The sequence below is a fragment of the Kitasatospora sp. NPDC090308 genome (assembly GCF_044769485.1).
GTDB lineage: Bacteria > Actinomycetota > Actinomycetes > Streptomycetales > Streptomycetaceae > Kitasatospora > Kitasatospora fiedleri.
In genome coordinates this window covers 54880-68148 of the sequence record NZ_JBIVXY010000012.1, presented here as the reverse complement: position 1 = coordinate 68148, position 13269 = coordinate 54880, and the positions used below count along the sequence as shown (strand labels likewise).

General features: G+C 71.9%; 17 protein-coding genes. 2 read left to right on the top strand and 15 right to left on the bottom strand.

All coding sequences use genetic code 11. From position 1 onward, the window contains the following. Nucleotides 1-61: 61 nt before the first annotated feature. The 12 genes from ACIQVD_RS24775 to ACIQVD_RS24720 form a co-directional block, all read right to left on the bottom strand. Entirely contained in the window at nucleotides 62-1201 is a 1140-nt protein-coding gene (locus tag ACIQVD_RS24775) for a tyrosine-type recombinase/integrase (RefSeq protein WP_402291730.1), read from the bottom strand. Further along, nucleotides 1201-1425 carry an excisionase family DNA-binding protein gene (locus ACIQVD_RS24770; RefSeq protein WP_033250982.1) on the bottom strand — a complete coding sequence of 75 codons (225 nt, stop codon included), beginning with the start codon at nucleotides 1423-1425 and terminating at the stop codon, nucleotides 1201-1203. Before ACIQVD_RS24770 ends, ACIQVD_RS24775 begins: the two co-directional genes overlap by 1 nt. After that, entirely contained in the window at nucleotides 1418-2770 is a 1353-nt protein-coding gene (locus tag ACIQVD_RS24765) for a replication initiator (RefSeq protein ID WP_402291729.1), read from the bottom strand. The genes ACIQVD_RS24770 and ACIQVD_RS24765 overlap by 8 nt, the downstream gene beginning before the upstream one ends. A 63-nt stretch (nucleotides 2771-2833) precedes the next feature. Then, nucleotides 2834-3004, bottom strand: coding sequence for a hypothetical protein (locus ACIQVD_RS24760; protein ID WP_162869927.1), 171 nt, complete (start codon nucleotides 3002-3004; stop codon nucleotides 2834-2836). A 5-nt stretch (nucleotides 3005-3009) separates the two neighbouring features. Further along, nucleotides 3010-3201: a hypothetical protein gene (locus ACIQVD_RS24755; RefSeq protein WP_402291728.1), complete on the bottom strand. Its 192-nt coding sequence runs from the start codon at nucleotides 3199-3201 to the stop codon at nucleotides 3010-3012. A 104-nt stretch (nucleotides 3202-3305) separates the two neighbouring features. Continuing rightward, the gene (locus ACIQVD_RS24750; RefSeq protein WP_402291727.1) at nucleotides 3306-3842 is read right to left on the bottom strand and encodes a hypothetical protein; all 537 of its coding nucleotides are present in this window, start codon (nucleotides 3840-3842) and stop codon (nucleotides 3306-3308) included. A 14-nt stretch (nucleotides 3843-3856) separates the two neighbouring features. Beyond that, a complete protein-coding gene (locus tag ACIQVD_RS24745) occupies nucleotides 3857-4045 on the bottom strand; it encodes a hypothetical protein (protein WP_402291726.1) in 189 nt (62 codons plus the stop codon). 13 nt (nucleotides 4046-4058) lie between these two features. Continuing rightward, a complete protein-coding gene (locus ACIQVD_RS24740) occupies nucleotides 4059-4250 on the bottom strand; it encodes a mobile element transfer protein (RefSeq protein WP_402291725.1) in 192 nt (63 codons plus the stop codon). Nucleotides 4251-4269: 19 nt separating this feature from the next. Then, entirely contained in the window at nucleotides 4270-4953 is a 684-nt protein-coding gene (locus ACIQVD_RS24735) for a DUF2637 domain-containing protein (RefSeq protein WP_402291724.1), read from the bottom strand. A gap of 81 nt (nucleotides 4954-5034) precedes the next feature. After that, nucleotides 5035-5208, bottom strand: coding sequence for a hypothetical protein (locus ACIQVD_RS24730; protein ID WP_162869926.1), 174 nt, complete (start codon nucleotides 5206-5208; stop codon nucleotides 5035-5037). Nucleotides 5209-5292: 84 nt separating this feature from the next. Further along, nucleotides 5293-6672 carry an FtsK/SpoIIIE domain-containing protein gene (locus tag ACIQVD_RS24725; protein ID WP_402291723.1) on the bottom strand — a complete coding sequence of 460 codons (1380 nt, stop codon included), beginning with the start codon at nucleotides 6670-6672 and terminating at the stop codon, nucleotides 5293-5295. 5 nt (nucleotides 6673-6677) lie between these two features. Further along, a complete protein-coding gene (locus ACIQVD_RS24720) occupies nucleotides 6678-7025 on the bottom strand; it encodes a hypothetical protein (protein WP_402291722.1) in 348 nt (115 codons plus the stop codon). 175 nt (nucleotides 7026-7200) lie between these two features. On the opposite strand from ACIQVD_RS24720, the gene ACIQVD_RS24715 reads away from it, so the two are divergent. Together ACIQVD_RS24715 and ACIQVD_RS24710 are read left to right on the top strand one after the other, a co-directional pair. After that, nucleotides 7201-7521 (top strand): putative quinol monooxygenase, encoded by a 321-nt coding sequence (locus tag ACIQVD_RS24715; protein WP_380238558.1) that lies wholly within the window; start codon nucleotides 7201-7203, stop codon nucleotides 7519-7521. Further along, nucleotides 7518-8759 (top strand): helix-turn-helix domain-containing protein, encoded by a 1242-nt coding sequence (locus ACIQVD_RS24710; RefSeq protein ID WP_402291721.1) that lies wholly within the window; start codon nucleotides 7518-7520, stop codon nucleotides 8757-8759. Before ACIQVD_RS24715 ends, ACIQVD_RS24710 begins: the two co-directional genes overlap by 4 nt. Before the next feature lie 1038 nt (nucleotides 8760-9797). Here ACIQVD_RS24710 and ACIQVD_RS24705 read toward each other — a convergent pair. Genes ACIQVD_RS24705 through ACIQVD_RS24695 form a run of 3 tightly spaced genes read right to left on the bottom strand, consistent with a single transcriptional unit; the run spans nucleotide 9798 to nucleotide 13170 of the window. Continuing rightward, entirely contained in the window at nucleotides 9798-11138 is a 1341-nt protein-coding gene (locus tag ACIQVD_RS24705) for an MFS transporter (RefSeq protein ID WP_402291720.1), read from the bottom strand. Continuing rightward, nucleotides 11135-12010: a PIG-L deacetylase family protein gene (locus ACIQVD_RS24700; protein ID WP_402291719.1), complete on the bottom strand. Its 876-nt coding sequence runs from the start codon at nucleotides 12008-12010 to the stop codon at nucleotides 11135-11137. Before ACIQVD_RS24700 ends, ACIQVD_RS24705 begins: the two co-directional genes overlap by 4 nt. After that, nucleotides 12007-13170: a hypothetical protein gene (locus ACIQVD_RS24695; protein WP_402291718.1), complete on the bottom strand. Its 1164-nt coding sequence runs from the start codon at nucleotides 13168-13170 to the stop codon at nucleotides 12007-12009. The genes ACIQVD_RS24700 and ACIQVD_RS24695 overlap by 4 nt, the downstream gene beginning before the upstream one ends. Between the last annotated feature and the right edge of the window lie 99 nt (nucleotides 13171-13269).

Here is a 13269-nt window from a genome sequence, read left to right as displayed (position 1 = left end):
ACTGCTTGCGCAGTAGCGATCTGTAAGTTGTCTCGCCTGGTGGCTAGCCGGGCGAGACAACTCATTCTTCTTGTGGTGCGGCTGTGCCCAAAGCCCTACGGACGGCCTCGCCCATCTTGTCGGCAATCTCCCGGTCACGGTCACTGTTCATGTGCTGGTAGATCAATGCGGCCCGTGTGGTGCTGTGGCCCATGCGCGTCATCAGTTCGCGGGTGCTCGCGCCGCTCCGGGCGGCCAGATTGTTGCCGGTGTGTCGGAGGTCGTGGAAGTGTGCTTCCGGGGAGACGCCAGCGGCGGCCTTGGCGGCGATCCAGTCGTCCCGGAAGTTGCTGCGCCGGAGCCGCCCACCACGGGGCCCGATGAAGAAGTGCCCGTCCTGCCCCTTGGCGGCGTGCTGGTCGAGGTGGTGCGCGAGGACGGGGACGATGTCGGCGGGGAAGGCCACCGGGCGGTACCCGGCCTTGCTCTTGGGCGCCTTCTCGATCAGGGTGCCGTCGCTCAGCTCGGCCTGATTGCGCCGGACCCAGAGGAGCCGCGCGTCCAGGTCGACGTGCCGCCGGCGGAGAGCGGCCAACTCGCCGAGCCGCAGCGTGGTGAACGCGGTCAGCAGGACCAGGGCGCGCCACTGCGGCTGGATGGTGTCGGCGACGGCGTACACCTCCCGGACGGAGAGCGTGGGCCGCTCCGGAACGTCGTAGCTGTCGGCGCCCTTGATCCGGCACGGGTTCCGCTTGATCATCTCGTCGTCCACGGCGGTGGTCATGATGGCGCGTAGCATCTGGTACGCCTTGACCACGGTCGGCTCACCGACTCCGTTCTCCAGGAGGGCCGTTCGCCAGGACCGGACCCGGGCCGGAGTGATCTCCGAGACGAACCGGCCGCCGAGGGCCGGCTTGATGTGCAGGCGGAGCACACCCTCGTAGCGCTCGCGGGTGGTCGCTTCGAGCTTGCGCTCCTTGAGCCACTTGTCGGCGAACTCGCCGAACTTGACCTTCCCGGCGTCCGGGTCGGTCCAACGGTCCTCCACGATGGCCGCCTCAAGCACGGACAGCGCGATCTCGGCATCGGTCCTGGTGTCGTAGGTCTTCTCGCCGGGGCGGAGCTGCCCGGTCACCGGGTCCGGGTAGCGGATCTGCCAGCGGCCGGAGGGCAGCCGGCGGACCGAGCCGAAGCGGCGCCGGTTGTTCTTGCTGTTGGCCATCAGGCGGCCCGCCTCTGGCCGGCGCGGCGAGCGGTGATCGGCTGGACGGTGCGCGCGGCAATGTAGGCGGTGACGGCGGACTCGGGGATGCGGACGTGGCGGCCGATCTTGACGAACGCGATCCGGCGTTCGGCGATGAGGCGGCGGGGGAACCGCTCGCCGCTGGTCTCCCAGGTCCCGAGCAGCCGGGCGACCTTCTCGACCGTGAGGAGCTGTTCAGCCACGGGTGGGTTCTCCTTCCGTTCCGGGGGCGGGGGTGAGCGCTTCGGCGAGCCAGCGTTCGCCGGGGGTGAGCCCGACGCCGGCGAAGGTCCAGTGGGCGAGGACGAGGGTGGTCGGCTCGTCGGCCGGAGCCGCGGTTCCCGTGGGCGCGGGCATTTCGACGCCGAGGGCTTCGGTACGGCGCCAGGCGGCGCGGGCGTCACGGAGGGCACCGAGGGTGGTCGAGTAGCGGCGGGTCTTGGTGGAGAAGTGGCCCCGGAAGCCGAGCATGTGGGCCCAGGGGCGGAGGCGGAGGTCTTCCAGCTCGGGGCGGGCGCCCAGCGTCCAGCAGGTGCGGATCAGGCGGCGGGCGTGTTCGGAGACGTCCAGGTGGGCGAGTTCGGCGAGGAGCTTGACGGGCCGGTCCAGGGTGCCGGTGGCGCTCTCGGCGCCCTTGGTCGCGTACTTGGCGATGTAGGCCGCGACGGCGCGTTCGGTGAGGGCCGAGCCGGCAGCGAAGTCGGCGGACTTGATGGTGCGAATGTCTAGCTGTTTGCCGAAGGCGAAGGTGTAGGCCGTGCCGTCGAGGACGGGCCCGGGGATCTCGGCGGCACCGGCGGCGGCCCGGATCGCATCGGCCAGGAGATCGGGGGTGGCCCAGGCCGGGGGAGGGGTGGCGCCGCCCTCGGGTCCGTCGAGGCGGATCACGGCGTGGAAGTGGACGGCGCCGCGCTTCTGGTACTCGGCAACCTTGGCGAAGGAGATCCGGGCGTACTCGCGGAACTTCCGCTGGGACAGGCCCGCGCGCTTGGCGACTTCGCGGCGCAGGTAGATCGAGAACCGGGCCCAGATCTTCCCGGCGTGCGCGTTCCAGAGCACGGCGGACCGGTAGTCGTAGGTGTCCGGGTTGATCGGGGTACCCAACTCGGCCGCGCCGTCCGAGTGCTGGGCGCCGCAGCGGCACCGGCCGGTGGAGGGCCGGTTGTGGACGGCGCCGAAGCCCGGGGCGGTGAAGGTGGCGAAGACGCGGGGGTGCGCGGTGACCGCGGCGGGGGTGCCCTTGCCGCCGGTGAGTCCGGCGGTGATCAGGTGGTAGGTGTCGCGCCGGTAGGTCTCCGCGCAGGCGGGGCAGCGGGTGGTGCGGCGGTTGTTGCAGCGCACGAGCAGGTGGCCGGCGGCGAGGGCGGTCGAGTCGAGGTGGTGCAGGATCTCGCCGGTGCCGGTGTGGACCTCGGTGCGGTGGCCGTCGAGGCGGATGGGCCGTCCGCAGCCACCGAGCCCGGCGAGCTGCCGCATCAGGGCGGGCATGGTGCCGAGGGAGGCTAAGGCGGTCAGGTCGGCGATCGGCGGCGGTGCTGTGGCGGTCATGTGGATCACCTCCGGTGCGGCACGGCCGGGAGCCTGAGGGCTGGATGGCTCCGGGCCGTGCGGTCAGGACTGCTGGGCAGGCTTGGCGTGCTGATCGGTCCAGGTCTCCGCGCAGACCTTGTGGGCGGGCTTGCCGCGGTCGGAGCGGAGGTTGGTCGGCTTCTCGCAGATGCCGCAGGGTTCGGCGCGTGGGGACCAGTGCTTCTTGTCGGACCAGTCGAAGCGGGTGCCCACGGCGGTCAGCGCCGGGTGGTGGTGAGGGCGCGTCGGGCCGGGGTCGGGACCGTGCCGGTGCCCTGGCAGGTCGGGCAGGTGACCGGGGCGGTGTCGCGGGAGCCGTCGGGCCGGCGCAGGCCGGTGGCGATGGCGACACTGGCGAAGCCGGAGCAGTTGCCGCAGAGGCGGGCCGAGGCGGGGCTGTGCTGGGGCATGATGAAGCTCTCCTTCTGGTCGTGGTCTTGGGCTGCGGGTTGGAAGGGCGTCGGCTTCCGGGGCGGTGCGATGCTTGGCGGCTTGTGACCGCCCCGGAAGCCGCTCAGATACCGAGGGACAGGGCGCGGGCGCTGGCCCGGTCGAGCAGGTGGTGCACGTCCGCCTGGCGGGTCGTCCGGGCGTCGTTGAACACGTCCGGGGAGGCGACGGGCCGACCGGTGGCGTGCAGGACTTCCATCACCTGGTGGCGGGCGCGGTGGACGGTGGTCGGGGTGCCGTAACCATGGGCCAGGACAGCGGCCTGTGCACCCAGGAGGCAGACCCGGCCGGCGGAGTCCCACAGGGCGCCCTGCACCCAGCCGAACGCGTTGAGGTAGCGAGAGGTCAACCGCAGGTGATCGGCGACGGTCACCGGGGTCGGCCGGGCCGGGCGGTGGGCGATCCGGTCGAGGAGCGTCGGACGGAGCAGCGGGAAGCCGGCGTTCCAGGGCTGCACGGCGCTGCCGAGCGGGCAGACGTACGGGGCGAGGACCCGGGCCGGGGCGGGGAAGGTGGCCAGGTACGCCTCGATCTCGGCGACCAGGCCGGAGGCGTCCGGGGTGAGGACCAGCGGGCCGGGGGTGAAGACGGTGGTGGGCATGGCGGAGCCTCCTGTCACTTCTGGGTGACGGCGTTGACGCCGGAGCGGGTGGTCTGGTCGATCACGGGGGCGAGGAAGGTCCCGGCCAGGTAGAAGCCGAAGAGGGCGATGAGGGCGGCGACCCACAGACGGATGCCGAGGAGCTTGACGGCGGTCCAGACGCCGGCGCCGAGGACGACGACCAGGGGAAGGGTGATGTTCATGGCGGGTCTCCTGTCAGCGGACGGTGCAGCGGTGGGTGCGGGCGGCGATCTCGGCGGCGGCGCGGGAGTCGTAGTCGGCGGAGAAGCCGCAGCGCGGGGCGGTGCAGGCGGCGGTGTGCTTCTCGCGGCCGCGGTTGTCGAAGTAGGTGCCGACCTGGACGGGGCCGATGCGGAACACGTTGCGCAGGCGGATCGGGCGGGACATGGCTGATCTCCCTTCCTTCTCAGGCGAGTTGGGCGGTGATGGCGTCGGCGAAGTGCGGCGGGACGCCGAGGCGGACGCGAAGGGTGTCCGAGTCGATCGGGGCACCGGTTCGGGTCCGGTGGTCGTCGGCGATCTTTCGGGCGTGCTCCACCAGCGCGGCGGGAACTGCCACGGGCGGAGCCGCCGGAGGCGCGGCGGGCAGGAGCGCGGGCACCGGTTCGGCCGCTTCAACAGGTTCGGGACCCGGGTCGGCCGTAGGGGCGGGCGGTGCGATCTCGGTTTCGTAGAGCGGGAGTTCGGATTCTTCCTCGGGTTCGGCCGAGTGACCGGCATCGGCGGAGCCGTGGGCGAGCAGGGTGCCGCCGAAGAACGCGAGGGCGGGCCAGCCGGCGACCAGGATGCGCAGCCAGGCCGGGACCTGGTCGAGGTCGAGGAGCCCGGCGGTGGCGACGTTGGCCCCGAGCGAAGCGGTCAGGGCGGTGCCGAACCAGGTCCAGGCGGCCGGGGCCGGGGCGCCGACGGCCCGCAGGACGCGCATGCGGTGCCAGGCGGCGACCAGGAGCAGGTCAACCGAGACGGGGTAGGCCCATGCCTTCCAGCCGTGCTGTCCGGCGGCCTGGGCGAGGTCGTGGAGGTGGGCGAAGGACAGGGCGCCGGCGATGGCGGCTTGGACGAGTACCGGGTCCGTGCGGGGCAGTCGCATCGGTCGGTCCTCCTTCCGGTGGTTGGGCCGGGGCCGGGCGGGGCGCTGCGGCCGGCCGCCCGGTCTCGGCGGTTCGGGCAGCTACGCGGCGGTGCCGGAGCCGAGGCAGGTCGGGCACAGGACCTCGACCTCACCGGCCGGGCGGGATTTCCGGCCCCGGCCGACGGTGTGGGTCTCGCGGACCCAGCCGTCACCGGCGCAGGCAGAGCACTTGGGCAGTGCGGGCTTGGTGCGGGCGGTCTTCCTGGCGGCCATGGGGCACGGTCCTTCCGGATTCGGGCATGGCGGGGTAGGGAAGTGGCGCGGGTGCGGTCGCACCGACCGGACGAGAGGAGGAGTTCAGCCGGTGACGGGACGGGGCTTGACCAGCGAGGGACCGTCGGCCGGGGTGTTCACCGGCGGGACGTAGGGGCGGAACGCGGCCAGCGAGGGCAGTTCGGGCGCCAGACGAGCAGTCTCCCGGCAGATCCGGGCAGCGTCCGCGAGGGACATGTGCGGGGTACGGATGCGGGACCAGCCGCCGGAGGAGTCACCGGCCACCGCGACACCGGGCATCTCCGGGACGATCTGCGTAGCGGCGAGCACCGCCTCGGGCGAGATGTCCGCCAGGCCCATCCGCGCGGTCTCCACGTCGTTGACCCGGTGCACCACCCGGCCGGTGAGTTGAGCGCGCAGCATGGTGGCGCCCTTGCCCAGCTCGGAGCCGAAACGCTGACCGCAGGCTTCCACGAACATTCCTGCGGCGCGGCCGAGTTGGGCGAGGCGGATCAACTGGGTGACCATGTGGTCGCGCCGCTCTTCGTCCTTGCGGGTGGCGACGAGAAACAGCTCGGCGATCTCGTCCACGATGAGCACCAGCGGAACGGGCCGGATCTCGGCGGGCAGGCCCCAGATATCCGACGTGATCTCGTCGTCCGGCACCGAGCCCGGAATGCCCTGGTGGCTGCGGATCAGGCCGTAACGCGCTTCCATCTCGTCAACAAGCTTGTCGAGCAGGGAACTTGCCTGACATGAGTCCGTGGCCAGAGCCGACAGGCGGGGCGCGAACGGGGCCAGCTCGACACCGAACTTGCAGTCGATCCCGACGAGCGCCACGCCTAGCCGGGCCAGCCTGGTGATCAGGTTGCGCTGGTACACCGACTTGCCGGTGAGCGTCGCACCCAGGGTCAGGCAGTGCGGCACCGCCCGATAGTTCCGGACGAAGGCAGTGCCGTCCTCCCGCAGAGCCACCGGGACCAGCAGCTCACCGGTCGGCAGCCGTCGCGGCATCCGCACCCTGCGGAGCACGTCGAAGCCCGTCATCCGCAGCTCGATCACACCGGGCTTCACCACCGAGACGTGCACGGCGTGAACACCCCAGGCGTGCCGCAGACGCTCCGCCGAGGCCGCCACGTCCGCCGGTTCCTGTCCGGGAGCCAGCCGCAGCCGGACCCGCAGGCCCGTCGAAGTCGGCCGAACCCGCCGGATCTTCGGCGGAACGGGACGGATCTCCCGCCGGGTAGTCGCCCGGGTGATCAGCACCCGCAGCCGGGACGGCTCGACCGTCAGGCCGCAGGCGTCCATCGTGCTGCCGTAGGTGGCGGAGAACCGGGCCGCCGTGACCGGCAGACCGATCGCCGACCAGTAGAGGGCCGGAGCCTTGGCCCGCGCGTACCCCACACCGCCGGCGACAGCAGCCAGCGGGCCACCCACCTCGGCCAGCGTCAGCAGCTCGGACATTGCGCTCACGCCTTCACGGGAGCCGGGGCGAGGGACGTGATCGCCATCGCGCGGAACGAGATCCCGTGCCGCTTCTGGCCGTTGAACTCGTTTTCCCAGTCGCGCGCCTTGAGCCCGGTCACCGCGACCGGCATGCCGACCGCCAGCCCCTCGGAGATGCCGGTCTCCGGCACGGTCACGTTGTAGAGGTTCGCCTCGCCGTCGTCGGCGATCGTCAGCCCCACCGTCAGGAGCTTCGCGCCGGTCTCCCGGTCGATCGCCACCTCACCGGTCTGCTTGCTCACCAGCTTGAGCGCCGGCGGGATGACCACGAACACGAACGCGGTCGAGAGGTCGATCTTGAAAGTGGCCATGGGCCTACTCCTTGAGTCAGCTCCGGCGCCCGTGCGCCGAGTAGCAGCTTCTCTATGAAAGTAGGCGCAGTTTTTCTGTGAGTCAAGAAGTTCTGCGAGTAGCTGTGAAGCGCAACTTCTGCGAGCCTGGGGTTCGCGCGAACTTCGCGCGAAGACAGAAGCAGGAGGAGGGAACATGACCAGCGGTTTCGGTCTGGTGGTCCGCTTCGAGCTGCGTGACGATGCGGCTGCTGCGGCCTTCGACGACTTGGTCGAGCAGACGCTCGCGGGCATCAAGGCTCTGGAGCCCGGGACGCTCGCCTACGTCGTCCACGCGGTTCCGGAGGAGCCGAACGTCCGGGTGTTCTATGAGCTGTACGCGGACCGGGATGCCTTCGACCAGCACGAGCAGCAGCCCCACACCAAGCACTTCCTTGCCCAGCGCGAGCAGTACCTGTCCGGCGTAGACGTGACGTTCCTGTCCGCCACGGCAGGGAAGGGGCCGGTGGCGGAATGACGCCCGAGGAGCGACGCGCCTTCGGGGTGCGGGTGGCCGAGCTGCGCGAGGCACGCGGGCTGACGCAGAAGCAGCTCGCTGCCGAGATCGGCAGGACGGCTAGTTGGCTCTCGCAGGTCGAGCGCGGCATTCAGCCGGTGAACCGGCTAGACGTCCTCCGCATGCTCGCTGACGGCCTGGGCGTGTCGCTCCAAGTCCTTCGTCCGGATGCGCCGGCGCCCGTCGCTGCTGTGGCTGTGCCCGCCACGGAGGAGCCGAACGACCTCGACCAGGCCCGTCTCCTGATCTCGGGTCATCCGGTGCCCGAGGTGCTGCTGGTGACGGACCCCACCGAGGCCCCGGTCACCGCGGCAGAGCTGCAAGCTGCGGTTGACCGAGTGTGGGAACTGACCCACAGCAACCAGTTCGCTGAACTCAGCAAGGCCCTTGGTTCGTTGCTGCCGAGGATCGAGCGCGCCGCTCGGACGGCACCCGTTGACCAACGCCCCCGGATGTGGGAGCAGCTCAGCCGGACCTACCAGGCGTTGTCGGCGGCCTTCGTGCGGCAGGACGAGGGAGACGCCGCCTGGATCGCTGCGGACCGTTCGATTCGTGCGGCCGAAGAGTCCGGCCGGCCCTTGGAGGTGTTCGCCGGCGTCTTCCGGCTCGCGCAGGCATTCGTGCGGCTGAAGCACTACGACCAGGCGGACCACTCGGCTACGACCGCTCTCCACGCGCTGGAGCAGCACCTCCGTGAGGGCGACCCGTCCCCCGAGGCTCTGTCGGTCACGGGCTCCCTACACTTGGTGCTGGCACTGTCCAACGCGCGCTCCGGTGACCGCCCGAGGGCCCGCCAAGAACTCGACCGTGCCAGGAAGATCGCTCGCAGGTTGGGCGAGGACCGCAACGACTTCAACTTGGAGTTCGGCCCCACCAACGTCGAGATCCAAACTGTTTCGATCGCCGTTGACCTTGGCGACGCGGGCGAAGCCCTCGATGTCGGCACGCGGATCGACGCATCGGGACTCTCTGCCGAGCGGCAGGCACGGCTCCTTCTCGATCTTGGCCGGGCCTACACGCAGCGCCGGCAACTCGGTGAAGCCCTGGGTGCCTTGCTCCGGGCGGAGGAGCTGTCGCCGGACCTGATCCACACCCATGTCACGGCACGGGCCACGATTCGTGAACTGCTGATGGTCGCAGGCCGGTCGGCGACGCCGGAACTTCGCGATCTCGCTGAACGAGCTGACGCCCGGGTGTGAGTGAGTAAAAACCTTCTCTACGGGTTCAAGGCGGCTCGCTACCGCTCGCCGCGCGCGTCCCGGCTCACCGCCGGGCCGGACGCTCCTGTCTCCGCCCCGCTCCCGGCCCGGCTCCGCCGGGCGCGCAACTGTAGCGATCGCGCAGTGAAGCCCTTGGGGCTCTGCCCCAAACCCCGGCCCTCCTCGGAGGGGGAAGCCGGCGGGATCGAAGGTGCACCTTCGTCGTGGTGATCGGTGTGGGGCGCGGGACGGTCCCCTCCTCGACCGGACACCCAAGGGCGTACCCGGAACCTCCAGGGGCCGCCAAGGCCGAGCGCAAGCGTCACGGACGTGAGCCTTGGCGGCCCCTGGAGAACCCGGGTGCGGCGAAGCTGCCCGATCGAGGAGGGGACCATCCCGCTCGGCAAGAAGCCTGCTGGCGGCAGCTTTGAACGCAAAATGGCCCCGAAGCGCGAACTTCGGGGCCACCTGTTCGTCAGCTCAGGCGGGGAGCAGCATGCCAGCTGCAGAGCCTTCTACGATCGTCCCGGTCATCTCAAGCAGACTCTTAAGTACGACCTTAAACTTTCGCGTGTTACTCATAGTGACCTCTTCTCTGTCGAAGGTGATGTTTCCGGCCTCTCGCGTGTTACCTAGGGCGAGTCCTGCGAACCGAATGACCAGCGCGACCGAGACGAGTACGAGGAAGGTTGCTATGGGATTTGAACCCACAACTCCTGCCCCTAGCCTCAACTGACGACAATCCGAGCGTAGCACCGCTCTGTTGGGCGCGGAGGCTGCGTGCCACAGCCGTGCCAGATCGAGCGGTCTCTGACGGTCAGTCGCGGCACCTACGAGGCACGGGCTTGGGAGGTTGGCCAGAGGACAGGTGCCGATGTCAGACGGCTTGCAGCACGCCAATCCTTGTAAAGCGGGGGTCGTCGGTTCGAACCCGACAGGGGGCTCCGCGAGCAAAGCCGCAAGACGTGCGACAAGGGCCAGGTCACCGGGGTTGTCCCGGGGCCTGGCCCTTGATCGTGATGTGGATCGGGCGGGTGGTCAGGGAGTGGGGGGTGACCAGTGGGCGGCCAGGCGGTAGCCGAGACCGCCGGTGGTGACGAGGGTGGCGAGGAGGGTCCAGAAGACGGCGGGGTGGTGCTCGATCAGGGTGCCCACCAGGAGAGGGCCGGTGATGGCGGAGAGGGCCCAGGTGAGGTTGAAGAGGGAGAGGTAGCGGCCGCGGGCTTCGGGTGGGGCGGCAGTGGCCGAGATGGCGGTGGTGGCCGGGCCGGCCAGGATCTGGCCGGCGGTGAAGAGTAGGACCGCGGTGTAGACCACCGCCACGGTGGCTGGGCCGCGACCGGCGGCGCCGAAGGCCAGGAGGGCGATCGAGCCGAGCATCAGGACGGCTGCCCAGGAGATCACTCTGGCCCGGGGGTACGCCACCACCCTGGCCGTCACCAGGGACTGGGCCAGCACGATCACGACGGCGTTCACCGTCAGGGCGGTCGACGGCAGCCAGGCGGGTAGCCGGTCCACCTCGACCAGGTAGACGGGCAGGACCACGGTCGGGATCAGCCAGCCGAACGCGAAGGCGGTCTGCGCCGCCATCAGGGCCAGCAGCACCCGGTCCCGGAAGAGGGTCCGCCAGCTGTCCCACCATCCCGTCCGGTCCGGTGGGAGTGGGCTGTCGGAGGCCGTCGCCGCGGCCGGCGGTCGTGCGGTCGGAGCCGCCGTCGTTCTCGTGCCGCGCGGGGCCAGAAGCAGGAACGCCGCGATCACGCTGGTCGCGGCGTTCACGGCGACGATGAACACGGCCGCACCGGACCAGCCGCTGCCCAGCAGCAGCCCTCCGGCCGCGCCGCCAATGCCCACGCTGGCGTTGGTGCCCGCGGTGGTGAAGGCGTACCAGCGGTCGAGTTCCGCGCCCTCGGCCAGGTCCGCGACGAAGGCGGGCCAGGAGGCGAAGTACAGGCGTTCGGCGCAGAGCACCACCAGCATGCTGCCAACCAGGGAGGGCAGCGAGTCCACCAGCAGATAGCAGAGGTAACCGGCCGCGGCCAGGAGGTTGTTGGCGATCAGCGAGGTGCGGGGGCCCCAGCGGTCGACGATCGTGCCGGCCACCGGGGCGGCGGGCAGGGAGAGCACGGTGGCGATGCTGGTGCCCAGGCCGACCTGGGCGATCGTCAGGTCGGTGGTCAGGATGAAGAACAGGAAGGACAGCGGGACGAACATCCCGACGCCGAACGCGTCGAGCACGGTGGCGGCGACGATCCGCCCCTGGCCGGCGAGCGCGGGAAGGCCGAGGCGCCGCCGCAGCCGGGCGGCCCGGGTGTCCGGCGCGTCACCGACCGCCCCGGGGTGCTGCGGGTCGGTCACGTCGGCGGGGGACAGGCTCACCGGCCGCCGCCGTTCCGTGCTCCGGCCGACGAGGCGCCCGCTGGCGCTAGTGCGGGTGCGGACGCGGCCAGGTCCGACAGCGCCGCCCGGGCTCCGTGCAGCGGCCACCAGTACTCCAGCTCCAGGTTCGAGGGGTTCAGCAGTTGGCCGCGCACTTGGCGGTCCATCACGTCGACCTGGGTGGCGTGGGTGCGGATCGCCGCCGCCTTGGCGACGGCGGTGCTCTCCGGGAGCCGGGTCTCCCCGGCCCGGTGCCGCCCCGCGGTGGCCCGGGGGAACTGCTCGGCGGCCCAGGCGGCGAGCGGTTCCGGGCGGTCGTTGGTCCAGGCGAACCCGTCCCGGGTGCCGGCCGCCCGCAGGTGGTTGCTGATCTGGAACAGCTGGTACGGGTACTCGGCGTACAGCACCACCCGGGGCGACGGCCCCTCGTCCGCGAGTTCCGCGCACGCCGCCAGGCCGGCGTCCCGGACCAGTACGTGGTCGGGGTGGCCGAGCAGCCCGGCGGGCAGCCAGACCTCCCGGGCCGGGTCCGCGTCCGCTCCGACCGGTGACCCGGCCCGGACGCGGGCCGCCAGGTCGGCCGACAGCTGCCGGGGGGTCTCGCCCGGCCGGTACTGCCCGTCCAGGTAGGGCCACTGTTCCGGGACGAGGCCGAGCGGGGCGAAGGACCGGAGGTCCTCCGCACGGCGTTCCAGGGCCAGTTCGCGCGAGCCGGCGGCACCGAGCGCGCGGTCCCAGTCGGTGAGCAGCCCCGGGTCCTCGGGCACCCCGGCGAACACGGTCACCACCGCGCTCCCCGGACCGAGGGCGCCGTAGCAGGACAGCACGGCGTCATCGGCGTGCGGGGAGAACACCAGGCGTCGGATCGTCACGTGAGGTCCTCCGCGTCGGGCCTGCGGAGCCAGATCCGTTCGGCCGGTGCCGGGATCGGGCCGGACGGGTCGAGGGCGGCCGGCGGGCCGTACCGGCGCCTGCGGGTGCGGCCGGCCTCGACGCCGTCCGCGACCAGGTCGGTCAGCCGGTCGGCGTGGCGGACCGCCCAGCGGTGCACCGGCCCGAGGCTGTTGGTGCCGCCGAGGGCCAGGGTGCGCAGGCCGGCCCGGACGAGCGGGTCGTCCGCGGTCGGGCCGTCCGGGGGCGCGGACACCCCCAACAGGTAGCCCGCGTACCAGAGTTCGGTGCGCAGGCTGGGGTACTCGACGGGCTGTCCGGGGAGTCGTCCGGCCTGTTCGCGGCGGGCCGCGGCGTCGTGCGCCAGCCCCGTGCCGCGCAGGTACTCCCGCACCGGCAGGTGGCGCGGCCCGTCGGGGTGGGGGAGCACCGCGTGCGCCTCGCCGCGGTGCAGGTGCACCAGCAGGGCGGCGGGGTACGGCGAGGACTCCCACGGCTGCCACGCCGGGGGCCGGGCCGAGGCAGGGGGCGAGGCCGCCGTTCCGGCTCCCGCGGGTTCGGCGTGGTCCGCGAAGCAGGCCGAGTGGCGGGGGCCGTGGGTGTCGTTGCCGACCAGGCTCCGGTCGCCGAGGTGCTCCACCAGGTGGGGCACCGAGATCAGCACCCGGCGGCCCCGGAAGGCGAGTTCGCGCTGCAGTACGACATCGTCCGGGGCGGTCTCGGCACTGTCGGCAGGAACCGCCGCGAGCAGGGCGAGCACGTCGGCGCGCGGCAGGAGCAGGGCCAGCGAGGGGGTCCACTCACCCGGGACGGCCGGTGCCCAGCCGGCTCCGGCCAGGGCGGCGGCCCGGGTCGCCGCACCGTTCCAGGCGTTCCAGTTGGCGTAGAGGGCGAGCGGGCGGTCCGGGTGGGCGGCCACGGCGGCGTCGAGGCGGGCGGCGAAGTCGCGGCAGAGGGCGACGTCGTCCTGGAGGACCAGGTGGTGGGTGGCGTCGGCGGGCATCGCCGCCCAGGCCGCGCGGGCGGCGCGCAACGTGGTGGGCGGCCCGTCGGGGTGCGGGTCGACGGCGACCGCGGCGGGCCATCGCGGGAGCGCGGCGGCGAGGGCGCGGGCGTGTCCGAGGCGTTCCGGGTGGGTCATCACGGCGACGCTGATGACGACCGGACGACGGCCGGCGGCCGGTGCGATCGGTGACCCGAGGGCCGAGCCGGTCGGCGGGGCGGTGGTCGGTGTCATCGT

Coding starts and splice junctions, on each gene's coding strand:
- ACIQVD_RS24695 (WP_402291718.1), bottom strand. CDS start 13,170: ATGACCCACCCGGAACGCCTCGGACACGCCCGCGCCCTCGCCGCCGCG.
- ACIQVD_RS24775 (WP_402291730.1), bottom strand. CDS start 1,201: ATGGCCAACAGCAAGAACAACCGGCGCCGCTTCGGCTCGGTCCGCCGG.
- ACIQVD_RS24730 (WP_162869926.1), bottom strand. CDS start 5,208: ATGGCCGCCAGGAAGACCGCCCGCACCAAGCCCGCACTGCCCAAGTGC.
- ACIQVD_RS24750 (WP_402291727.1), bottom strand. CDS start 3,842: ATGCCCACCACCGTCTTCACCCCCGGCCCGCTGGTCCTCACCCCGGAC.
- ACIQVD_RS24725 (WP_402291723.1), bottom strand. CDS start 6,672: ATGTCCGAGCTGCTGACGCTGGCCGAGGTGGGTGGCCCGCTGGCTGCT.
- ACIQVD_RS24745 (WP_402291726.1), bottom strand. CDS start 4,045: ATGAACATCACCCTTCCCCTGGTCGTCGTCCTCGGCGCCGGCGTCTGG.
- ACIQVD_RS24765 (WP_402291729.1), bottom strand. CDS start 2,770: ATGACCGCCACAGCACCGCCGCCGATCGCCGACCTGACCGCCTTAGCC.
- ACIQVD_RS24740 (WP_402291725.1), bottom strand. CDS start 4,250: ATGTCCCGCCCGATCCGCCTGCGCAACGTGTTCCGCATCGGCCCCGTC.
- ACIQVD_RS24715 (WP_380238558.1), top strand. CDS start 7,201: ATGACCAGCGGTTTCGGTCTGGTGGTCCGCTTCGAGCTGCGTGACGAT.
- ACIQVD_RS24710 (WP_402291721.1), top strand. CDS start 7,518: ATGACGCCCGAGGAGCGACGCGCCTTCGGGGTGCGGGTGGCCGAGCTG.
- ACIQVD_RS24735 (WP_402291724.1), bottom strand. CDS start 4,953: ATGCGACTGCCCCGCACGGACCCGGTACTCGTCCAAGCCGCCATCGCC.
- ACIQVD_RS24755 (WP_402291728.1), bottom strand. CDS start 3,201: ATGCCCCAGCACAGCCCCGCCTCGGCCCGCCTCTGCGGCAACTGCTCC.
- ACIQVD_RS24720 (WP_402291722.1), bottom strand. CDS start 7,025: ATGGCCACTTTCAAGATCGACCTCTCGACCGCGTTCGTGTTCGTGGTC.